The sequence below is a fragment of the Crocinitomix catalasitica ATCC 23190 genome, from assembly GCF_000621625.1.
Classification (GTDB): Bacteria; Bacteroidota; Bacteroidia; order Flavobacteriales_D; family Crocinitomicaceae; genus Crocinitomix; species Crocinitomix catalasitica.
The window spans coordinates 1-22251 of sequence record NZ_JHXV01000030.1; the positions used below are offsets into that span (position 1 = coordinate 1).

The 22251-nt window shown below is 34.3% G+C and carries 19 protein-coding genes and 1 pseudogene; 10 read left to right on the forward strand and 10 right to left on the reverse strand.

Annotated features, from left to right (window positions below; translation table 11 throughout):
• From T367_RS25060 to T367_RS0115545, 3 genes and pseudogenes are all read left to right on the forward strand, one after another.
• Positions 1–213: pseudogene (locus T367_RS25060) on the forward strand (hypothetical protein); the annotation flags it as partial.
• 220 nt (positions 214–433) lie between these two features.
• Positions 434–1153, forward strand: a complete 720-nt coding sequence (locus T367_RS25395) for a putative quinol monooxygenase (RefSeq protein WP_051568600.1) — start codon at positions 434–436, stop codon at positions 1151–1153.
• Positions 1154–1233: 80 nt separating this feature from the next.
• On the forward strand, positions 1234–2097 hold the full coding sequence (locus T367_RS0115545; protein ID WP_027420673.1) for a helix-turn-helix domain-containing protein: 864 nt from the start codon (positions 1234–1236) through the stop codon (positions 2095–2097).
• A 234-nt stretch (positions 2098–2331) separates the two neighbouring features.
• On the opposite strand, the gene T367_RS0115550 is transcribed toward T367_RS0115545, so the two are convergent.
• From T367_RS0115550 to T367_RS0115560, 3 genes are all read right to left on the reverse strand, one after another.
• A complete protein-coding gene (locus T367_RS0115550) occupies positions 2332–2628 on the reverse strand; it encodes a hypothetical protein (RefSeq protein WP_027420674.1) in 297 nt (98 codons plus the stop codon).
• Between the two features lie 451 nt (positions 2629–3079).
• Positions 3080–3646, reverse strand: coding sequence for a hypothetical protein (locus T367_RS0115555; protein WP_027420675.1), 567 nt, complete (start codon positions 3644–3646; stop codon positions 3080–3082).
• Between the two features lie 749 nt (positions 3647–4395).
• Complete coding sequence (locus T367_RS0115560) at positions 4396–4833, reverse strand: hypothetical protein (RefSeq protein WP_157454269.1); 438 nt, start codon at positions 4831–4833, stop codon at positions 4396–4398.
• A gap of 1216 nt (positions 4834–6049) precedes the next feature.
• On the opposite strand from T367_RS0115560, the gene T367_RS0115565 reads away from it, so the two are divergent.
• Positions 6050–6868, forward strand: a complete 819-nt coding sequence (locus T367_RS0115565; RefSeq protein WP_027420677.1) for a hypothetical protein — start codon at positions 6050–6052, stop codon at positions 6866–6868.
• 131 nt (positions 6869–6999) lie between these two features.
• Here T367_RS0115565 and T367_RS0115570 read toward each other — a convergent pair whose 3' ends face one another.
• Together T367_RS0115570 and T367_RS24555 are read right to left on the reverse strand one after the other, a co-directional pair.
• Positions 7000–7326, reverse strand: coding sequence for a helix-turn-helix domain-containing protein (locus T367_RS0115570; protein WP_035845261.1), 327 nt, complete (start codon positions 7324–7326; stop codon positions 7000–7002).
• A complete protein-coding gene (locus T367_RS24555) occupies positions 7323–7430 on the reverse strand; it encodes a type II toxin-antitoxin system RelE/ParE family toxin (protein ID WP_394331577.1) in 108 nt (35 codons plus the stop codon). The genes T367_RS0115570 and T367_RS24555 overlap by 4 nt, the downstream gene beginning before the upstream one ends.
• Before the next feature lie 327 nt (positions 7431–7757).
• Here T367_RS24555 and T367_RS0115580 point away from each other — a divergent pair, with 327 nt between their 5' ends.
• From T367_RS0115580 to T367_RS0115605, 6 genes are all read left to right on the forward strand, one after another.
• Positions 7758–8969, forward strand: coding sequence for an exonuclease SbcCD subunit D C-terminal domain-containing protein (locus T367_RS0115580; protein ID WP_027420680.1), 1212 nt, complete (start codon positions 7758–7760; stop codon positions 8967–8969).
• Positions 8966–12619, forward strand: a complete 3654-nt coding sequence (locus tag T367_RS0115585) for an AAA family ATPase (RefSeq protein ID WP_027420681.1) — start codon at positions 8966–8968, stop codon at positions 12617–12619. The genes T367_RS0115580 and T367_RS0115585 overlap by 4 nt, the downstream gene beginning before the upstream one ends.
• 40 nt (positions 12620–12659) lie before the next feature.
• On the forward strand, positions 12660–13259 hold the full coding sequence (locus T367_RS0115590; protein WP_027420682.1) for a hypothetical protein: 600 nt from the start codon (positions 12660–12662) through the stop codon (positions 13257–13259).
• Positions 13260–13442: 183 nt separating this feature from the next.
• Positions 13443–14978: a GH3 family domain-containing protein gene (locus T367_RS0115595; protein ID WP_027420683.1), complete on the forward strand. Its 1536-nt coding sequence runs from the start codon at positions 13443–13445 to the stop codon at positions 14976–14978.
• Between the two features lie 93 nt (positions 14979–15071).
• Complete coding sequence (locus T367_RS0115600) at positions 15072–15500, forward strand: hypothetical protein (protein ID WP_027420684.1); 429 nt, start codon at positions 15072–15074, stop codon at positions 15498–15500.
• 70 nt (positions 15501–15570) lie between these two features.
• Positions 15571–16008 carry a hypothetical protein gene (locus tag T367_RS0115605; RefSeq protein WP_027420685.1) on the forward strand — a complete coding sequence of 146 codons (438 nt, stop codon included), beginning with the start codon at positions 15571–15573 and terminating at the stop codon, positions 16006–16008.
• A gap of 48 nt (positions 16009–16056) precedes the next feature.
• On the opposite strand, the gene T367_RS22715 is transcribed toward T367_RS0115605, so the two are convergent.
• The 5 genes from T367_RS22715 to T367_RS0115630 all read right to left on the reverse strand — a co-directional run bounded on the left by T367_RS22715 (position 16057) and on the right by T367_RS0115630 (position 22248).
• Positions 16057–17742, reverse strand: a complete 1686-nt coding sequence (locus T367_RS22715; RefSeq protein WP_051568601.1) for an adenylate/guanylate cyclase domain-containing protein — start codon at positions 17740–17742, stop codon at positions 16057–16059.
• Between the two features lie 84 nt (positions 17743–17826).
• Complete coding sequence (locus T367_RS0115615; RefSeq protein WP_027420686.1) at positions 17827–18570, reverse strand: tetratricopeptide repeat protein; 744 nt, start codon at positions 18568–18570, stop codon at positions 17827–17829.
• Position 18571: 1 nt separating this feature from the next.
• Entirely contained in the window at positions 18572–20275 is a 1704-nt protein-coding gene (locus T367_RS0115620; protein WP_027420687.1) for a BatD family protein, read from the reverse strand.
• Positions 20276–21100 carry a tetratricopeptide repeat protein gene (locus T367_RS22720; protein WP_051568602.1) on the reverse strand — a complete coding sequence of 275 codons (825 nt, stop codon included), beginning with the start codon at positions 21098–21100 and terminating at the stop codon, positions 20276–20278.
• Complete coding sequence (locus tag T367_RS0115630) at positions 21097–22248, reverse strand: vWA domain-containing protein (protein WP_084274452.1); 1152 nt, start codon at positions 22246–22248, stop codon at positions 21097–21099. The genes T367_RS22720 and T367_RS0115630 overlap by 4 nt, the downstream gene beginning before the upstream one ends.
• Positions 22249–22251: the final 3 nt, after the last annotated feature.

Here is a 22251-nt window from a genome sequence, read left to right on the forward strand (position 1 = left end):
GTTCATGGGCTTAAGAAAAGTGAATACATAGGTATTAAACAAGCAAATAAAGTTATGCACCTCGCCGCCATGGCTTACAACCTCAAAAAATATCTGAAATTCACTCAAAAACTAGCTAAAAGTGAGGCAAAAGCACTTGCCAACTTTTTTCTTGAAATAAAGGGCCTGCTAAACGCGAAAAGCCTTGATATAATACCACTTATTTTAAACTAAAATTAGAAGTTCCCAAAAGTAAACTGCCCTTAAAACGGCTTAAATAAAGTCATTTTTTAATGAAGATATGGGGTTAGTGTAATGGTTACTAATTTTTTGTGTATAATCAATTCAATAGGATTATTTTTTTTGAAAATTGTCCATGCTATAGTAATAGATATCCATTACATAGTCCCTTAATCATTCTCAAATTTGCAGTGTAACAAAAACATAATAAAAGATGAAAACTAAAATTCCTTTAAAATTAATACTCCTAGTTGTAATTCTAGGCATAACAATTCTAACATTTTCAAAAACTAAAAACACAAACATTATGCAAAACACAAAAAAAGAAACTATCGGATTATTAGTAATTATGAAAGCAAAACCAGGAAAAGAACAAGACGTAAAAAACTTCTTGCTTGGTGGATTATCATTAGTAAATCAAGAACCTCAAACAATGTCTTGGTTTGCATTTCAGATAGATGATAGTACTTTTGGTATTTACGACACTTTTGTTCTAGAAGAAGGTAGACAAGCACATTTAAAAGGCGAAGTAGCCAAAGCATTACTAGCTAATGCAGGCGATTTGTTACAGGGTTTTGATCCCAAGACAAGCATCCAAGCTATAGATGTGCTAGCTTCTAACCATAAAATTGGTAAACAAAACAAAGGTTTGTTAGTTATTATGAAGGCTAAAGAAGGTAAAACAACAGATGTAGAGAATTTCTTAAAAGTAGGCAAGCAATTAGTTGGCAACGAACCTAATACGTTGTCTTGGTATGCGGTTAAATTAGATGCTAATACATATGCGATTTTTGATACTTTCGCAGATGATTCAGGTAGAGATGAACATCTAACAGGTAAAGTGGCAGCAGCACTTATGGAAAATGCTCCTATTATCTTAGAAGGTTTTGAAGCATCTGCAATTCAAAAAATAGATATCTTAGCATCCAAATAATTATTATCGGTCAAAAAGAAAGGAGTGTTTGTTGCACTCCTTACTTTTTTTTAATAATTATTAAAGAAAGATAGATTAGTATGGCTCAAATTATTATTGATAAGCGCAATGGTGAACTCGCTTTTAGATTAGAGCGATTAGAAAACCTCAGCCAATTTGATCATCTACAACGCAAAAACTATTATTCTCTTATTCTATTAAATAGTAGTAATTATACGTTAAATGTAGATGTGTCAAGTTATGAGTTGGAAGGAAATCAAATGATATGCTTATCACCTTACCAACCTTTTATGATTACTTCTGAAGAATCTTGTTCAGGATGGTTATTAAACTTTCACCCTGATTTCTTCTGTACGTATAGACATCAAAATGAAGTTGAAACTGAAGGTGTTCTGTTTAATAATTTTCATGGACTTCCACATTTTAAAATTTCTAAAGAAGTTTTGTTCTTTAATTTAATAGATCAAATTTCAAAAGAGATGGATAGAGATTCTATCGCCCAGCACGAAGTTCTTGTAGCTTTTTTAAAAGTATTTTTAATCGAAGCATTGAGACAAAAGAAAGAATTTGATGCCAATATTGTACCTCGAATTTCTGATGGTCAATCAGAAATTTTGCAAAACCTAGTTGATGCAATTGAAAAGAAATACTCTGAGTTGCATTCCCCAAGTGAATATGCGGATATTTTGTGTGTTAGTCCTAAAACATTGGCAGGTGTGGTAAAAAAATATTTGAATCAAACCCCTAGTATTTTAATTTCAAATAGAATAATTATTGAAGCTAAGCGGGAACTTTATTTAACCTCAAAGCCTTTAAAACAAATCGCTGCTAATTTGGGGTATGATGATGAATTTTATTTTAGTAGGTTTTTCAAGAAGAAAGTAGGTGTTTCGCCAGATGTTTATCGAAAAACGGTCGGGTTTGCTAAATTAGATCAGTTATAATAACTGTTTTGTATATATAAATCTAAAATTGATTTGCATAAAAATTATGCTGTGCACTGATCATTGCGCCACTGTAGGGGGCGCAGATCTCTAACCCGAACTACTAACAAAAGGTTTTGACCCTACAGGGGTCACATATAATCCCATGCTCATACAGTAAATATCATAAAATGAAAAACGAGATCTCAGAAGTAAACTAAGTTCGCACGCATAACAAATAAAAAAGTTTAAAAATTACATGAATTGTTCAGAATGACAGTCATAACCGATCTTAATTTTGGATAAAGATTCAAAATCCAACATAACTTCCCGAAAATCACTAACCTGACTACTAGAAGAGGTGAATTCATAGAATTGAATAATGCCATTTTGAAGAAGGTCATTTTCATATTCTTCTTTAAGCTTTTTGATAGATTTTGAATCAAAGCCATTTTCAAAATATTTTTCGTAAAACCAATATGTTATATCACTTAATTCGTGGAAAGTGATTTCTTCTATGTTGTTTCCTACTTTTTCAATTATTTCTTCCAAAGAGATATTTACTTCATCACTTATGGTGTAGGATTTAAGAGACTTCTTTTTATTAAGGTATTTTTCAAAAGACCCCTCCCCCTTAGCTAACAGTCTTTGCGGTAGCTTAGTTGAAGCTAATTCTGTGTTGAATCGGAAATTTAGTCTATAAAAAGCGTAAACGATGTCCCTTTATCGTACCCAATTACCGCTAACGGTTAGTATATGGCAAGTAGGGTAGTAGAAAGGGATAAACTTTCATCCCGATAGAAATCGGGATTGCACTGAGCCAAAGCGTTGTATTTTGTTTTTAATTTATTCATTTTAAAGCCAAACGCTAGTTCATGAGCACCATTGAAAAATAGACTCTTGGCGAACTAAATCAACGATTTGGCGGTGTTGGTGAATAGCACTGAACTTTCATAAACCACCAAACGCCCTATTGGCTATATAAAGTGTTAGCAAAATAATTTTATTCACTTTGAAGACATATAAAGACCTTCTCCGTATTGTCTTGAATAATTGTAGTTGCAACCATCCCAATGTTTTTTTTGAAGTATGCTCTATAAGTTGTTTGACCTTCAATAGTTTCTATCACCAAACAATTATTATAAGTAGAAACAGGTGTTGTAAAAGTGGCATTAAGGTCTGTTACTTTAGAGGTGCCTCCTCTTTGAGAGGGATAAGTATCACCAACCTTTGGAGTCTCTTTCATAGCAATTACTTCCTCTCCATTTTTACTACTTTTTGTTATTAAAGAACCATCTTTTCCGAATCTATAATATGAAAGAATAACAGTCCTATTATCTTTTGAATCACCAGTTGAGCTCTCAGAAACAAAATATTTTATACCGTTTATAGTTTCAGTATTATCTAGGACTTTAACTTCAGTTGTGTAGTTTTCGTAAGGTGTACCTTTGTAGAGTGCTTCTCCGTAAGTATAAACCAGAGTTGTTCCTTTTTCTAAAGGGAAGTAGCTTGATTGACCATTCGAATAATTGCAAATCAAGATTAAAGTAATAATTAGTGTTTTTCTCATAGTTTTTATTTTTTTGCTAACGGCAGTTTGTCTAATAACCCTAAAAATAAGTATTACATCAGACTTAATACACAACGTTTTAAGCCGTTTTAATTTTTAAGTGATAATAATTGGGTTGCTGAACAAACTGGTTTATTTCGCTTGAAATCAGTTTTACCGCCCTTGCAATTCGCTAGTAAAACAAGCTCAGTTCCCTCTCGCGCTCTTTCGACCAGTTTCGGGTTAGCCCGAGCGTAATAAGCGTGTTATTCAATCGCATTTGGAATGCGAATAATCTTGAATTTTAAAAAGTAGCACAATTGGAATACTTAGAACTTTGCAATTCTCTTCTTCAGATCCTAAATAACAAACGTTCACAAAACCTCTTTAATGAAACTAATAACTTATATGATTATTGGTAGTGGCATTACAAATGCCAAAATAAGAACACACTCATTACGCTCTGCTAAATGAGCGCGAGAGGTACATGGCGCACCCAAACCTTCTGTTGCGTATAACGGCAGTTTGTCTAACAACCCTAAAAATAAGTATTATATCAGACTTAATACACAACGTTTTAAGCCATTTTAATTTTTATGTGATAATAATTGAGTTGCTGAACAAACTAGGTTATTTCATGTGAAATCAGTTTTGCCGCCCTTGCAATTCGCTAATGCAAAAAGACAGTGAGGTGAACAAAGGCCTATTCGCAGAATTAAAATCACCAATGCCAAACGAGTCAAACTCCAGTCAATTATGGCTGGAGCCGTCTACTCGACTGTAACCAGTTTTATTAATTTTTCACTCCTTAAGAATCCATCTTTAAGAATTTCTAATCGACCTTCTGTGTCAACTTTTAATTTTGATTCGCTCAAATCAAGCCTGTCAAAATTAGAGTCCCTATTTGGAGTCCACTTACCATTGTTATAATCGAGTATGCCTTTAGGTTGAAGAGTAACGGTATTATTACTCAAGGACCAAGTCCCATAAAAGTCAACCATGTCAAATGCTTCAAACGTAGTATTGATTTCTTTGTAGGTGGAATCCTTCATGAGTATTAATTTTCTTTCATATCTCTTTGAGTAATTCCATCCTTTGGAATATTCCTCAATTACTTCAGTCTTGTAAACCCCATATTCACCAACTATCTCATCAAATTGAAATTTTGATTCTACTCTGTGATTCCCACTAATGAGAAAACTCGTCATTAAAAGAATAATTAATTTCATGATATAACTGTTTGGTAGTAGAACTGCATCTTATCAATTGGTTACGGATGGTGCTAGGAAAAGTATGGCTTTTCTCGGACATAATTGTAGCCCTATTTTTTTTAGCACGTGTTATACGCTTTCTTAAAGAGCATGAGCATTTCTTTTTCACACTCTCGCGCATTTAGCCCGAGCGTAATAAGCGTGTTATTCAGTCGCATTTGTAATGCGAATAATCTTGAATTTTAAAAATTAGCGCAATTGGCATATTTAGAACTTTACAATTCTCTTCTTCAAATCCTAAATAACAAACGTTCAGAAAACCTCGCACTCTCGCGCTCATTTAGCCTTAGCGTAATGAGTGTGTTATTCAGTCGCATTTGTAATGCGAATAATCTTGAATTTTAAAAATTAGCACAATTGGAATACTTAGAACTTTGCAATTTTCTACTTCAGATCCTAAATAACAAATGTTCAGAAAACCTCGCATTCTCGCGCTCATTTAGCGTTAGCGTAATGAGCGTTGCACTGAGCTTTTGCCGAACGTGTGTGTTATTCAGTCGCATTTGTAATGCGAATAATCTTGAATTTTAAAAATTAGCACAATTGGAATACTTAGAACTTTGCAATTCTCCTCTTCAGATCCTAAATAACAAACGTTCTCAAAACCTCTTTGGTGAAACTAATAACTTGAATGATTATTGGTAGTGGCATTACAAATGCCAAAATAAGAACACACTCATTACGCTCTACTAAATGAGCGCGAGAGGGACACGAATATAATTAAAATAACTTAAGCAAATATTAACTGTAAATATAACTGCTAGAGTTGATTATAATGAGAAAGAGCGCTTGATGAACTGTTTGTTTAAACGTATAAATGACGGGTTATTATTGTTTCGCGTTAGGGATTGAAGCGGATATCCTTTTTTATCTTCCGCCCGATGCGGAGAAAAAAAGATTAGAGCGGAAAGCCCGCCCGCTTCGGCTTCGCTCAGCGAGCCAGGTAGGGAACGCCCAAAAAAACTAATAATTCACGGTTCATTCTACTATGCGCTGCGCGTCGTTCAAGCGAACAGTGCTCGACTAAAAAGCTATTAAATGTGGAACCTTTTGATGCTTTGAACTGAGGACAAAATACTTTCGTAATTTCTAGATATTACCTGTTATTGAGTCAAAACGATTATTTTTAATGACATTCTAATTAATCATTTTCATGAAGGGTTTAACTTTTATCTGTTGTCTATTTGTTATTGCTCATTCTTTTGGTCAAATCACCGGAGCATCACAAAACAAAATGATAAATGCACATTCAACGTTCTTGGATTCGTTGTTTGAATTGAATCATATCAGATTAAATAATGAGATAAAAACGAATTTATTAACGTATGACAACTCTTCTTACCAAGGTGTAGAACCTGGAATAATTAAAAAGGCTGAAAATAAATTTTCGAATGATAATGGTGACAAGCATATTATATATTTTGTAACAACTGAGTTTACTTTTAGTCTTTATGATAGTTTGAATTATTCAACAGCGATAACATCTGTTTTCAATTCTGACTTTGTTGTGTTAGATGTTTTTTTTGACAGTTATTTTCATGTTTTTAATTATATAAACAAAAATGGAAGGTTGAATATTGCAACTTTAAAAAATCCGCTAGAGGCTTTTGATGAAGGATTGAGGATTATTCAATTCCCAACGGATTCTGCATTCGGTATTATTGAGGATAAATATCTTTCTAATTCAAATTATAATTTCAATATATCATTAGGTTGTTATGTTGATCATCAGTTGTACAAATATCACGTGTTTTCATTCGAGGAAATTGAAGACCTTTCTTACTTTGAGGTTTCCTTTTTAAACTGGAATGAATTCCCGTTGATTATTATAAATGGTGATGATTTGAATTCATTTAAGGACAACGAAAAGAAAACGGGCCTAATCACAAGGCGTCGAGAAATAATATTGGATATAAATAAATTACAAGTAAAAGCATCATCAATAATATCGGACATTCCTTTTTTGGACTAACATTTCCTTTCACTTTTATAATAATTCAAATGTCATGAGATAATTCCACGTCCATCAGCAGTATTAGAGCTGCGAAAATCATTAAGACATTTCTTTACTAAAGAATAGCTACTCACAACTGTTGACTATTATTATGTGAGTTTTACGTTTTGATTTAACAATTCGACATTGAAATTTATTTTTGCATTTAAAGCTTTAAAAACTTTTAAAATTGTTTCAAAACGTGCGTCGGTTAAATGATTTTCAAGTTTGGATATTTGTGCTTTTTGGACACCTACCAAGGCTCCTAATTGTGCTTGTGTTAAATTTCTTTCTTTTCTAGCACGTTTTATAGCTTCTCCAATTAAATCAAGTTGAAGCTCGTTTTCAAATTCGTCTCTTTTTGTTGTCCCTTTTTCACCAATATATTTATCAGTTACCTCCTCTAGGCTATATGTTTTAATCTTTTTAGTTTTCATTTTTTATCTCCAAAATATTGTTTCATAATTCGCTCTGTTTTTTCTATCTCTTTTTTTGGGGTTTTAGCTGTTTTCTTTTCAATTGCATGCGTGGAAATAACGATAGTATCTGTTTTGTCGGTTTTGTCCCAAAATGCGAAAAGTCTATATTTGGTATACCAATAAAGATATAAGTTTCTTTATTAGGAAACAAATATTTTAAAGAAACTAAACGCTCTAGGCTACATTTTCTCACTTTTGCATCGATCAACGTTGCCTTGATGAAGTTGGTTTCTTCCAATCCAAGTCCAACTGCCGTATTATTAGTTCTGCGAATATTATGAAAATTTATTTTTTCACGCACGACTCGAGACTTTTAATCAAAAACGTGCTATTTTTATGGTTTCTGAGGAAATTTATTATAGTCGAAATCAGGTTAGTAGAATAAAATCATGAAAATATTACACACCGCAGACTGGCATTTGGGACATCGTTTACACGAACAATCTCAACAAGAAGAACAAGCCGCTTTTTTAAATTGGTTGCATCAATATATAGATGCGGCGGGAATTGATATTTTAATGGTTTCGGGGGATGTTTTTGATACTGGCGTACCTTCTACACAAAGTCAGCGCTTGTATTATGATTTTTTAATTAACCTGCGGAATACGAATTGTAAACATATTGTAATTACCGGGGGGAATCACGATGCGCCTGGCACTTTAAATGCACCTAAAGATTTATTGGCGGCCTTATCCATTCATGTGGTTGGTAAGGCGCCAGAAGAGGTGGCGGATGAGGTTTTTGATTTTGAGGTGAACGGCGAAAAGGTTGTTATTGGCGCTGTGCCTTATTTACGTGATCAGGATATTAGAAAGGCGGTTGCTGGGGAGTCGTTCGAAGAAATAGGCGAGCGGTATAAACAGGCATTGGTCAATCATTATACGGATGTGGCCAATTATATCGAGCAAAATTATTCTGCTGAAATTCCAGCTATTGGAATGGGGCATTTATTTGCCATTGGCGGTTCAACCTCTGACAGTGAGCAAACCATTTATGTGGGGAATTTAGGGGATATTGGCGCGGATGATTTTCCTAAACGATTTGATTATTTGGCTTTGGGTCATTTACACCGTCCGCAGAGTATTGGTGGGAACGACATGATTCGTTATTCGGGTTCACCAAATATTTTAAGTTTTAGTGAGGTTGGGTACGAAAAGCAAGTCTTGGTTTTGCATATTAACGATCAAAAGATAACGGAAGTTGAAAAGGTTTTGATTCCTAAATTCCGGTCATTAATTCGTTTGAGTGGCCCTTTGGATGAGGTGATTGAACAATTGAATGAAATAGATAAAATAACACATCAATTCGTGCCCTGGGTGGAGGTGCAACTCACAGAAGATACAGTGGGATTAGGTTTTTCATCCATCAATAAAGCGGCAGAGGATTTGAATTTGGAGGTTTTAAAAGTTACCTTAAAACAGGCGGCTGAGCGCATTGGAATTGATACGAATGCCGAAGCGGTTGATTTAAAAGAATTGTCGCCAATGGCTGTTTTTAAAATGAAATGTGAAGAAGAGGAATTCGATTTGAACGAGAACCAAGAGATTTATGATGCTTTTTGTGAAGCTTTGGATTTAGCTAAAGGTGGAGGGGAAGCATGAAGATTTTAAAGATAGAATTACAAAATATAAATTCATTAAAATCAGCGCATCCCATTCTGATTGATTTTGAATCGTCTCATTTTCAAGATGTTGGATTGTATGCGATAACAGGATCGACTGGAGCGGGGAAAACAACTATTCTAGATGCGATTACGATTGGTTTATACCACAGTGTTGCACGATTTAATAAAACCAAAGCCAATTTACAAGACGTGGTGAGTTATGGTGCGGATGAGGCTTTTGTAAATATTACATTCTTGGCGAATGGTGAACGATACGAAGCCCATTGGAGCATGCGACTGGTTTCAAAACATGGAAAGGTATTGACCAACCCAAGTGAAACGGTTCGGTTGAAGAATTTAAGTACGGGTAAAATAATAGCAGAGAAAAAACGTGAGGTTCAATCGGCTATTGAGGAGGTTACCTTATTGACATATGACCAGTTTTTACGTTCTGTTCTGCTGGCGCAAGGAGAATTTGCAGCTTTTTTATCTGCCAGTCCTGCGCAAAAAGGAGAATTATTAGAGCAGATAACAGGCGAAGAGATTTATAAGAAGATTGGGGAGGTTGTCAATAATAAAATATATGACGAGTCGCGGTTATTGAAAGATATCAAGGCGAAAATAAATGATGTTGATTTATTACCAGAAGAACTTCGGTCGACTTTAAACCTTGAGCAAACAGAGATTCAAGACAACCTTAAAACGCATCAGGTTAAAGTTGATAGATACAAAGGAATACTTGACTGGTTTAAACAAGAAAAGGCACTCGCAGCCGATCAAATTCAAATCAATCAAAAAGAGGTTGCTTTAAAAGAAGCCGAATTAAAATTCGAAGGGAATATAAAAGCGTTGGCGACACATGAAAAAGCTTTGCCTTTCCAAAATTTATTAATTGAAGATGCGCGCTTACAGGAAGATTTGGCGAATAGGCAAGCGAAGGTTAATGTATTGAAGGACGAATTGGTCAAATTAACAGCTTCCCTAAAAGAGAAAGAAGCCATTCAATTAGCGACTAAAACCAATTTAGATAAAGCGGAGCAAGCGATAGAAAAGTGGGATCCAATGCTGACCAAAGTCGGTGAGTTGGATTTATTATTTGTCAATTTAGAGAAGGATAAATTAAAAGAACAAGAAGCGCTAAAAACGGTTGTTGACGGCATAAAAGTCAGTGAAGCCAAACGAATAACATTCGTTCAGAAAAAAGAGAATTTAAAAGAAGAGATCGCGCGATTAAGCAAGGCGATTCAATCGAATGAGAACTTGCCGAAAGTGGAAGGTGAACTCAGCAATTTAAATCGCGACTTATCAGCAAGAGACAATCGGGCTGAGCGAATGGCTTTGTTATTAAAGCAAGAAAAAGAGCGAGCAGCGCAATTAAATGCCTTAACAGAGCATATTGAGAAATTAAAAAAAGCGATTCAACCTAAAGTTGATGAAATAGCGAAACAAGAAGCCGCATTAGTGGTTTTAAATAAGAGAATAGAATCGTTAGGACTAAAACAATTATTGGTCTTAAATGATACATTGAATGCGCAAGGGCAAACCTTAGAAAAAGGGAAAGAACTTGCTACCAAGCGTAAAGAAAAGGCTGTAAAGGTTGAGACAATCAAGGACAGCATTCAAGTTTTAAAAGATCAAGTTAAACTAGGCACCGAAGAAAAAGAAGCTGCGGAACCACATTATAAGTCTGCCGAGACCGCTGTTGCGGATACAGAGCGCATTGTTCAGCTAGAGCGACAAGTCAAAAATCTAACAGAAGAGCGTAAAAAACTAGTTGAAGGAGAACCTTGTGCCTTGTGCGGATCAAAAGATCATCCTTTGGTTGAGCATTATAATGCTGTTGCAGTTGATCAATCTATTAAAGATTTAGCAACAAGAAAAAAGACCTTAGAAAGTTGGCGAAAAACTGTCGACGACATAAAAATTAAACTGAATAGTGTCAATACCCAATTGACTGAAAAGACGAAGGTTTTTAAAGAAGAACAGGCGCTTTTATTCGACTTAGAAAACCAATACAAACAATTAGGCTTAACCATCAACTGGACGGAGTTAGCGTTGTTAGAAAAGGAATTTAAGACGATTCAACTGGCGATTCAAACGAATAAAGAAAAAATTGCTGCCGTACAAGAATTGCAAATCGAGCAAAGTCAATTGTCCAAGTCAATTCAAGCTGAAAAAGAGAAACTGGCATTGTCGAACAATCAATTGACAGAATCGACGGCGACTTTTGCGAATCATACAACGGAACAAACAAAGACAATTGCTGAATTGAATAGTTTACAGCAAACGCATAAGGAGTTCGCTATTCAATTGGACGACCAGTTTAAAGCATTGCATGTGTCAATACCTGAAGTTGGTTTGAGTAAAGACTTCATCAACCAATTGGAAAAAGAAATTCAAGCTTTCAATGCCAATAAGAAAAAGGTGGATGGACTTTTAAATGACATAGAGGTCAACGAAAAGGACATTCAAACACTCGATCAACAAGGTAAAGAGAATGAAGCCTTGCGTATAAAATTAAAAGCAGCATTTGAAAAATTAGAGAAAGAATGTTTGGTCAATCGTGAAGAAAGGAAAACATTATTGCGACTTGACATAACTGTAGAATTCAAGAAAAACGCTTTAAAAAACGACTTGAATTCAGTGAAAAAAGCATTTGAGGAAGCGGTACAAACTTTGCAAAAAGTTCAAGCTGACGCACAAAAAATGCAGAATGAAAAAGCGATTCATGCCAATGAAATAGAAAAAGCAAAGGCATCGTTTGATAAAATTCAATTGACCTTACAAGAGAAGTTAGCTGCAAGCGAATTCGATTTAATCACACAAGTAAAAGCGGCCTTATTAAGTGAAGAAGATTTTAAACGATTCGATAATTTAAAAGATCAATTAAGTGCACAGAAAGTACAGTTAGAGACTTTAAAAGAAAAACACAAGATTGGCGTTGGGGAATTGGATAAAACCAAAACCTTTGAAATCAGTCTTGAAGCAGCCGAAAAAGAATTTGCAACCCTCGATGAGGTCCGTGAGACGTGGCATACGCGACTAGGTGTGATTCATGAAATGTTTAGAAAAGATCTCGAGATTAAGGATCGGAATAAGGAAGTCGTGACAGAAATTGAGACACAAGAAAAGGTGTTAAAAAAGTGGAGTGACTTAATGCGTTTATTGGGAGGAGCTAAACATGCATTTAATACCTATGTTCAACGATTGACATTAAAGAATTTAATTCAATTGGCAAATGTTCATCTAGGAAAATTGAACCCAAGATATTCGTTGCGTTTGAACGATACCTATAAACCTGGAGAGGAATTAAATTTCATGTTGGTGGATCATTATCAAACCAACCAAATGCGATTGGTTGATACATCGAGTGGGGGAGAGAAATTCTTGATCAGTTTATCCTTAGCGCTTGGCTTATCTGATTTGGCAAGTCACAATGTTTCGATTGGTTCGCTATTTATTGATGAAGGTTTTGGTACCCTTGATAACAATACGTTAGAATTGGTGATTAGTACCTTAGAGACCTTAAAATCGCAAGGTAAAATGATTGGAATTATCAGTCATGTTGAGAACTTAAAAGAGCGCATTCCTACCCAAATAAAAGTGTTGAAAAAAAGCAATGGAATTAGTCAAATAGAAATTGTATAAATGATTTGGAATTTAAATTTTTTACTTAAATTTCGTCTCTATGAAAATAATAGTAATTTTACTTGTTGTCGTTGCAATTGGCGGATTGTTTGTGCGTTACGCGAAGAACAAAAATGCTAAAAAACGCAAGTTCTATAAAGATTTTGGCATACGTCATGGATTAGTATATTCTGAAGTCAAGGGATTTTTAACAGTAATGAGTACTTTAAAAGGACCTGTTAAAGGTGTTGATGTATTAATCAAGGAACAAATTTCGGGTAAAGGAAAGGGAAGTTATGTTGCTATTGAAATCATCATTGATATTCCTGAATCGGATTTTAACTTTACCATTTCAAGAGAAGATATATTGAGCAAGGTTGGCAGTGTTTTAGGGTATAAAGATATTCAAATTGGGGTTGAAGCAATTGACAAGAAATTTCATTTCATGAGTGATGATGAGGTAAAGTTTAAAGCCATATTGAATTATAATTTACAACAGGAACTGAAAAGTATCCTCAAAAATTTAAACGGAACCATTCAATTAAAAGACAAGCGGTTCATCTATAAAATGCGGTCTGAATGGTTTAATCAGAAAAAATGGGATGAATTGGATCGCGTTTTGAAGTTTATGATGATAATTGCAAGAGAAATAAAGCTTTAAGTGGCATATTAATACTGTAATAGATGACTTTAAGTGGGGAGTAAATATTAAAGAGGTGATCTTATTTTAGTATTTGCTCCCAATTTTTTATTAACGTTAATGTAATCTTTTCTTGATTTTTACTTTCTGTGTAATCGCTGATTCAGCTATACATTTGTATTGTTATATCTAAATGAAAAAAAGATGGCAATACGCGGTACGATGATTAAAAGTGCGACTAAATACGTCTCAATTTTAACAGAAAAAGCTCCTTCTGTAGGAGCATATGAACAAGAAAAGCAATTGAAAAAACTATTGCAAAAAGCAAAGTCAACAGAGTTTGGCAATAGATATAATTTTTCTAAAATTTTAAAGTCAGAGAATATATTAGACGCTTATCGTCAAGAAGTACCGGTATTCGATTATCATTTAATGTTCAATAAATATTGGCACAAGACCTTAAGTGGAGTCGCTGATGTTTCATGGCCAGGAAAAATAGAGAACTTTGCTTTAACTTCTGGAACAACAGGAGCCGCAAGTAAACGCATTCCTGTATCTAAACAAATGATACAGTCTATAAAAAAAGTAAGTGTTCGACAATTATTAGGATTGTCTAAGCTGAACCTTCCGAATGACTTCTACGAGAAAGACATTCTATTCTTAGGCGGAAGTACAACACTTACACAAATAAACGATCAATTTGAAGGTGATTTAAGCGGAATCGTAACAGGTAAAGTTCCCAATTGGATTGCGCCATTTTCCAAACCAGAAAAAGAAATTAGAGCACTTGAAAATTGGAATGATAAGATTGATGAAATCGTGAAGCGTGCGCCAGAATATGATTTAGGAATTATATGTGGCGTTCCATCTTGGATGCAGATTTTAATAGAACGAATTGTTGATCATTATGGATTAACATCAATCCATCAAATTTGGCCTAACTTAAAGATTTATGTTCATGGCGGTGTAAATTTCGAGCCATATATGTCTAAATTCAATCAATTATTCGATTCGAGGGTGATTTACTTGGACACTTACCTATGTTCTGAAGGTTTTTTCGCCTTCCAATCAGTTGAGTCAGATAGTTTACAACTCTTAACAAAATCGAATGTTTATTTCGAATTCATTCCTTTTAATGACGATCATTTTAACGCAGATGGCGAATTAATAAATCAAAATAGCTTAACCATTAATGAAGTAGTAGAAGGTGTCGATTATGCCCTACTTGTGTCCACTTCAGCAGGAGCATGGAGGTACTTAATTGGTGATACCATTAAATTTACAAACCTAGCGTCACTTAAAATTAAAATCACTGGTCGAACGAAGCACTTTTTGAATCTATGTGGCGAACATTTATCCATTGATAATATGACAGATGCCTTAACCAAAGTAGCATTCGATCAACATATGGATATTCGCGAATTTGCCGTAATTGGAGCAAAAACGAAGTCTGATAATTTTAAACATATTTGGTTTTTAGGATGTGATAATTCAGATATCAATAAAGAGCAGGTTCAAGAAGACTTGGATTATGCTTTATGTCAATTGAATATGGATTATATGATTGAGCGAAAATTTGCATTGGCTGAAGTTGAAATTAAAACAATACCGAACAAAGTCTTTTATGACTTCATGAAGATTAAAGATAAATACGGAGCTCAACATAAATTCCCACGTGTACTGAAAGGTAGATTAGCAGACGATTGGGTTTTGTATTTACAGCATTTGCAACTTATCTAGTTCAATCGGAGTAAATTAAGATTCAACTAATTGCATAGGGGGGATCATTTTTTTTACTATTTTTAGGACATTATAATATTTAAATGTTTTGGAATGAAAAGAATTGCATTTGTTGGATTTTTAGCGCTCGTATTGTTTTCTTGTAATAAAAATCAGAAAGCTTCTAAAAAATTGGATGGCACTTGGGATGCAAGCAAAATCACTTTGTCTATAGAAACAGGAGGAGGTGAGGTCTCATTTGATGCATTGGCTATTGATCCGGATGCTTACGGAATTCTTAGTTTTACGAATTGTAATCTGAAATCAGGAGATTTTTGTGAAGCTTCTGTTGATATAAAAATAGCGGACAATCATGTCAATTCAAATAGTGAATATCGTGTTATAGATGACGGGACAATTTTAGTTGTAAAAGATTCTACAGGACTGAATAATATTGAAATTCAAGAACTCAATGATGATTTTTGTAAATTGTATTGGATTAGAGATGAAGGAAAAATCACATTAGAGCTTGAAAAGAGGTAGTTAAAAAAAATTAGAAAGAATTGGATATTAAAGAATAATAGCCATCTTTACATTTAAAAAAATTACGAAAATGAAAAAAATATTAATGATTGCAGTATTAGGTTTAATTGCCTTTTCATGTAATAAAGATCAAAAGGCTGTAAAACAATTAGACGGTCAATGGGATGCACAGTTTTTTTATACAATTTTGGATGATGTAAAATCTGATAATTTAGTAGACCCTACAACGACTGAAGGATCTTTTAGTATGAGTTTTACAACTTGTAAATTGAAGAAAGACGAATTTTGTTCATTAACGATTACAGACAATGTTAGTGAAGAAGAAGAATCATTAACAGGGAGTTGGTTGTACAGAACTTCAGGAGATGGTGCGTATTTAGAATTGAAAAAAGCAGATAAACCTTTTATTCACAAACTTGAAATAGTAGAAAGAACGAAGGTTAATTTGAAAGTTATATGGGATATAACGGATGATTTAACGTTAGACATTCAATTAAAGAAACAATAGATTTCACTTGAAATTAATGAAAAGCCAGTATGAAAATACTGGCTTTTTTTATGTCTTCTTCAGCATAGATTTTAATTCGGTAAGTCGCTTTTCTTTCCCCGGTTGTCTTAAGTTTATTGCTGAAGTCGTATAATATTGATGATGATTTTCTAAGTAGTCTATTTGCTCAATTAGTCTTGTTCTTTCATCTTTAACATGGCCATGCAAAGCCATTTCGTCGAATAGATTTTTCGCTGTGATATGATAATCCATTCGACCTAGATAATCTAAATCTGCATCACACATAATCGCTTCCAAAATATTTTTAGGTTTTGAATTATATGCTGTTGATAGTATGATCGCTTCTATGGCAGCCATATCCTGTTCTTGATACCCAAACATAGGTGCATAATAACGTAAAGTATCAACTCCTAATGTTTCATTGTTATCGTAGCGATATAGATACCCAGCATCGTGGAATAGTGCAGCTGTATTCAATAAAAACAAATCGTGGTCATTCAACTTTTCAAGTTGCGCGTATTTAATCACTGCCTTTTCAACGTGCTCTGTATGCTCTACCGAATGATATGTTAAGTTTTCATTCAACTCACTCTTTAACTTATTGAGAATAAATGTGCGTAAACCATCGAAATCAGTCTCTGGTAATCCTATTTTTTTCCGGAGAGCAATATTTGGAATGCGACCTTCACCATTCTGAGAATGCTCCAGTTTTATTCCTTTAATATAAAACATGTTGATTAAGCCACCATGCTTCACTTCAACTTCTCCTCTAGCTTCGAAATTAAAATATGGGGCAATTATCTCTTTGAAATCGTTTGAGATATTTATCTGGTTGGCAGTAGAATGCTGTTCGCATCTCGCCGCAATATTTACGGTGTCGCCCCAAACATCAAAACTGAATTTATGTTTGCCTACAACCCCTGCTACTAAATCACCGACATGAATACCAATTCTGATTTGCCAAAAGTCTTTTCCTAAAGCACGTTTGGTTTGATCATCATTTATAACAAAATTCCGAATTTCTACGGCGGCTAAAGCCATTCTGATTGATGGGTGCACAGTTTGTTCCGTCACTCCGCCAACAACCATATAGGCATCACCTATCGTCTTTATTTTTTCAAGGTTGTATTTTAATGTTATTTCATCAAACTTGCTGAAATAATAATCTAAAGTTTTAACCAGTTCTTGAGGGTCTGTGTTTTTCGTTTTTTCTGTGAAATTCACAAAGTCAGTAAACATAACAGCACAATCCGTCTTTTTTTTAGGACTAGACTTTCCGAATTCACCAAACTCGCTCAAGGTAGCAGTTGGCAGAATACTTTCTAATAATTTATTAATGCGAAGGTGTCTAAAATGAAACTTTTTAAAGACTTCAACCTTTGCTAAAACCAAATTCGCTTTATATGGTTTAATCAAATAATCAACCACACCTTTTGCTTGACTTTCAATCGCGTTATATGCCTTTTCTGAAGATGTTGAACTGACGATAATTGAGATGTTACGCGTTTCTTTTTTCGAGTGTAAGAGGTGCATTATTTCAAGCGCATCTCCTTTAGGATTGTCTAAATTAAGGATGACAATCACAAAATCTTTTTGATTGATAAGTTTAAGTGCTTCAAAATTATTTGATGCCTTAAAAATATTGTAATTTGGATTTTTTAAGATACCACAAAGTTGTTCAAGACTGCTAGGGTCACTTTCAATAACAAGTATGTTGATAATCCGTTCGAACATTTAATACAATACTAACGAATAAACAGTGAGTTTGGTTGAGTGGATGTAATTTAATTTATGTCAATTGAATATAGAAATTCGATTTTAAATCTCCCAAAGTTCGGCTTTGTCAATCCAACCTACATTACCATTTACATCAATTTCGGTCCAACCATTGTCACGACGTAAAATCTTTACTTTACTTCCGTCGTGTAATTCAAAAGCCGTTTCAGCCTCCGAATTAGGACTGGTTTTAACTGTTGAAACTTCAGTGATTATTATTCCGCTATCGACTTTCATAAGTTGCGACTTTTGAAGGGAAGCTAAAACAATTGAAATTACCAATAGTGCCAAAACAACGAATCCTGATGACATGGTTAAATTCTTGATTTTTGCTTGCTGTGTGGTAAAGAAGAAATATAAAACAACGGCAAGAAGGATACTCATTATAATACTAATAGTGCTCCAGAAATTTAATCCAAGTCGGTAAAGATTAATTTTCAACCATGCCTGAACTGGTGAACCCGTAGCATCAATTTCGTCAACAGTTTTCGCGTTGGCAAATGATAAATTAAATCGGGCATCGCTATGGTCTGGTTGAATTTTAATTGCTTTTTCGAAAGCCCAAATAGATTTTCCTAATTCTAATTTCTGAAAATAGGCATTCCCTAAATTGTAGAATATATTCGCAGACATAGCGTCCGTTCCTATGATTTGGTGGTATTTTTCAATGGCTAAATCAAAATCACCATCCGCGTAGGCTTTATTACCTGCATCAAAAGTGCTGTCTTGTCCAATTGCTAAAAAGCTAAGACCAATACAAGAGATCAAAATTAATAACTGCTTCATCTTATAAAGTTTTATTTAAATTTTGAATGAGCGTTTCAGCATCCTCAATTGTTTGTTTCAAATTACTGGTCGTAATCGGCGCATATTGCCCCAATTCAATTGCACGCCAAATTGTATTGAATTGATCGATGTCAGTACCTTCTACTTCTTGCTGTTTTAAACGATTTGTAATTTCATTCTGAGACAGATTAGACAAACCAACGTTAAACTTAATTTTAAAGAAATGAAGCAACGCGTTTTGAATTGTTTTTAAAGAAAGCTTTTCGTCCGAATCAACTAACGACTTCGCTTTTTCAATGTCTAGAAGAACCTCTTTACTCACTTTCTTTTGCGCTAATTTCAATTTCTCTTCATCAGTTAAGTTTTCTTTTTTACGCTTAAAGAAGATGAAAAAGAAAGATAGAATAAGTGGACTTGAGAGTAAGGCGAAATAAGATAGTTTACCAAAAGTTATTTGGTCATAAGTAAAGATGTCGTCTTGATCTGTATGAATATAACGAATGGTGTTCTCAGCAACATCAATTTCATTTTTAGGAACAACAATTTCACCAGCGACACCATCCGGTTTTTCAACATGAATTTGGAATGATTCACTTGAAATGGTTTTCATTTTCTTAGACCCTAAATCGAAATATGAGAACGTGTAAGCTGGAATTGTAAAGTCGCCATAATGAGTAGGGATTAAGACAAAGTTATAAGTCATCTTTCCACTTATTCCAGATCGAGTAACAGTTGTTTTTTCGTCAATTTCAGGATCAAACACCTCAAAATCTTTTGGGAATTTAAGATCGAGATTTCCGACACTTTGCATATTTCCTTTTCCTTCTAAAATAATTTTAAGATCAATAGCTTCTCCCATTTTTGCAGATATTTTGGAGATCTCACTGCTCATTTTAAAATCACCTACCAATCCTTTATAATTGTTGGCACCTGCAGAATTAATAGGCTTTACATTAATTTCCAAGCTATTTGATTTGGTCTCTTTTCTGAATCGATTAAAGAAACCTTGCGAAAAGATCATTGATGTGGAATAAGGTTCGATGTTTATCTTCCCACTTCGTTGCGCGAAACAAAGTTCTTCACGTAAAATTATTGTATAATATCTTACACCGTTTACAGATTCAATATCAGTGCTAAAATTCGTTTTACTTGGATTTAAATCTTGACGCCAAACACCGTCTACATCCCCTAAATCAAACGATTCGATATTCTCTGGTGGAAGTTTTGCAAAATATTTTAAAGTAACAATAAAAGGTTCTCCTTCATAAACACTGCTTTTATTCGTTAGTAAACGCATGTAAAAATCGCTATTTACAGCTTCATTAGGTTGATTTTTTGTCGCGTTGATTGTAATGGCGTCAGTTGTCTTTTTCTTGCCATCACAATCCATTGTAACAGAAGAGATCGTGAATTTACCTTCCTTATTTGCCATAAGCGTGTAGGTATAAGTATATTCAACCGTAATTGTCTGACGACCATTGATGATACTGATCGATCTTGAACTTGATGAATTTGGTCCCGACATAACTCTCAAACCATCGAATGTTGGACTTGTAATTTGGCAATTAGAATTGGTGACGATCTGAAAAGTGAATCTTTCATTCACACCAACAGTCGTTTTGTTCACCAATGCTTCTATGGTCTCTTGACCATATCCAATTAAGGAAACAGCAATAAAAGTCAATATGTAAATTAATCCTTTCATTTACCAATCAATTTTACCAGATTCTCCAACACCAACTTTCTTTTCATCATCCAATTTTTCTTGCAATTGTTTTTCTTTTCTCTTGGCAGCATCTAAAATTCGTGCAGCTTCATCTTTAGAAATAGGTCTCCGTTGATCACCAGGTTTAGGTTGATCCGCTTTTCCATCTTGAGGATCTTTTTTCTGGTCATCTTTTCCATCTTTTTTATCCTGCGGATCGTCTTGCTTTTTCTCATCTCCCTTATCGCCATCTTCTTTTTTGTCGTCTCCTTCTTTACCGTCCTTTTCGTTATTCTCGTCTCCTTTTTGATCACCATCTTGCTTTTGGTCATCCTGATTTTCATCATCTTTTTCTTGATCTTGATTTTGCTGATCCTGCTGCTGTTGTTTGTCTTGTGCTTGTTTTAATGATTGTGCAAATGCCAAATTATAACGGGTTGCTTCATCTCTTGAATTCAAACGCAGTGCATCTTTATAAGCGTCTATAGCTTCATCAATTTTTTTATGCTGTAAATAAGCATTTCCTAAATTGTGAAATACCCATGCTCTTTCCTCGTCACTAGGCGCTGTTTTTACTATTTTTTCTAATTGCTCAATCGTTTCTTCGAATTTCTCTGTGCGATAAAGGGTATTCGCTAAGTTATAATTCACCTTATAATTTAAAGGAGATGCTTCAAGTGCTTTGTCGTAATAAGACTTGGCATCTTCAAATTCGCCATTGTCATAGAAAACATTGGCTTTATACCAATTCTTTTTTAAATCATTTTGTCCCCATCCTAAAATAGGTAAACAAACTAATATCATATAGACGAGTCTTCTAATCATATTTTTTGTAATTTATAAATTACTCCTGATCTTCTCTCACTAATTAATAGGTGACTTAATAAGCAAATTAAACCTAAGCCAAGAAACCACTGAAATTGATCCTTATAATCAGTATACAATTTAGATTCTAATTCAGTTTTTTCTATCTTTCTAATTGATTCAAGTAATCCATTTAAATTCACATAAGATCCTTGAGCACGGGTATATTCTCCGCCTCCACTTGCAGCAATGTCTTGCAACATCTTTTCGTTCAATTTGGTTGTTACCGTATTGCCTTCAAAATCTTTTTTCATGCCTACAATTCTACCATTTTGGTAATCAGGAATAGGAGTGCCAGTTAGTTTTCCCATTCCAACAGTACTGATAATGACATTGTCTTCATAAGCGAATTTAGCAGCTTCTATCGCAACATCTTCATGATCTTCTCCGTCAGATATAATGATAATTGATTTATTGATGCCATTTTCAAAATCAAAAGAGGCCATACATTTTTCTATCGCCAATCCAATTGCTGTTCCTTGATTACTCATCATTTCCGGTCGAACGGAGCTAAGGAACATTTTAGCCAATCCATAATCAACCGTTAAGGGCACTTGAACGAATGCATCTCCAGCGAAGAGAACAATTCCTACTTTGTCTCCATGTAAACTGCCCAGTACCTTTTCAATTGCCATTTTGGCTAATTTAAGTCGATCCCTTTTAGGATCTAAATCTAAAGCACGCATTGAATTCGAAATATCCAAAGCAATCATGATTTCAATTCCTTCAGAAACGGCTTTGGTTTCTCCTTTTCCATATTGAGGATTGGCAAAGGCAATGATTAAAAAGACAATGGCATTCCGCAGGAAGAAAAATTTCCAAAATGATTTTGTAGAAGAAATAGGTTGGGTGAGGTGGCTCAATAATCTAGCATCCGCCAAACGTTTAAAAACTTTATTCTTCCAAATTAGAATGAGGCTAAAGCCGAGAATTAGAACAGGTACGATTAGCATCGCCCATAAAAAAGGTTTGTTCTCGAATCTAAAAGCGTCGACTTGCTCTATCAAATAAAAATATAGACCGACAAAGGCAAGCCAAAAAACAACCTCCCATATCAGTACAGAACCGAGTATAGTTTTAAGATTATATTGATGTTTTGGTTGATCCATTGA

Coding starts and splice junctions, on each gene's coding strand:
- T367_RS0115600 (WP_027420684.1), top strand. CDS start 15,072: ATGAAAAGAATTGCATTTGTTGGATTTTTAGCGCTCGTATTGTTTTCT.
- T367_RS0115605 (WP_027420685.1), top strand. CDS start 15,571: ATGAAAAAAATATTAATGATTGCAGTATTAGGTTTAATTGCCTTTTCA.
- T367_RS22715 (WP_051568601.1), bottom strand. CDS start 17,742: ATGTTCGAACGGATTATCAACATACTTGTTATTGAAAGTGACCCTAGC.
- T367_RS0115620 (WP_027420687.1), bottom strand. CDS start 20,275: ATGAAAGGATTAATTTACATATTGACTTTTATTGCTGTTTCCTTAATT.
- T367_RS22720 (WP_051568602.1), bottom strand. CDS start 21,100: ATGATTAGAAGACTCGTCTATATGATATTAGTTTGTTTACCTATTTTA.
- T367_RS0115570 (WP_035845261.1), bottom strand. CDS start 7,326: ATGAAAACTAAAAAGATTAAAACATATAGCCTAGAGGAGGTAACTGAT.
- T367_RS0115615 (WP_027420686.1), bottom strand. CDS start 18,570: ATGAAGCAGTTATTAATTTTGATCTCTTGTATTGGTCTTAGCTTTTTA.
- T367_RS0115630 (WP_084274452.1), bottom strand. CDS start 22,248: ATGGATCAACCAAAACATCAATATAATCTTAAAACTATACTCGGTTCT.
- T367_RS25395 (WP_051568600.1), top strand. CDS start 434: ATGAAAACTAAAATTCCTTTAAAATTAATACTCCTAGTTGTAATTCTA.
- T367_RS0115580 (WP_027420680.1), top strand. CDS start 7,758: ATGAAAATATTACACACCGCAGACTGGCATTTGGGACATCGTTTACAC.
- T367_RS0115590 (WP_027420682.1), top strand. CDS start 12,660: ATGAAAATAATAGTAATTTTACTTGTTGTCGTTGCAATTGGCGGATTG.
- T367_RS0115545 (WP_027420673.1), top strand. CDS start 1,234: ATGGCTCAAATTATTATTGATAAGCGCAATGGTGAACTCGCTTTTAGA.
- T367_RS0115565 (WP_027420677.1), top strand. CDS start 6,050: ATGAAGGGTTTAACTTTTATCTGTTGTCTATTTGTTATTGCTCATTCT.
- T367_RS0115585 (WP_027420681.1), top strand. CDS start 8,966: ATGAAGATTTTAAAGATAGAATTACAAAATATAAATTCATTAAAATCA.
- T367_RS0115595 (WP_027420683.1), top strand. CDS start 13,443: ATGGCAATACGCGGTACGATGATTAAAAGTGCGACTAAATACGTCTCA.
- T367_RS0115560 (WP_157454269.1), bottom strand. CDS start 4,833: ATGACGAGTTTTCTCATTAGTGGGAATCACAGAGTAGAATCAAAATTT.
- T367_RS0115555 (WP_027420675.1), bottom strand. CDS start 3,646: ATGAGAAAAACACTAATTATTACTTTAATCTTGATTTGCAATTATTCG.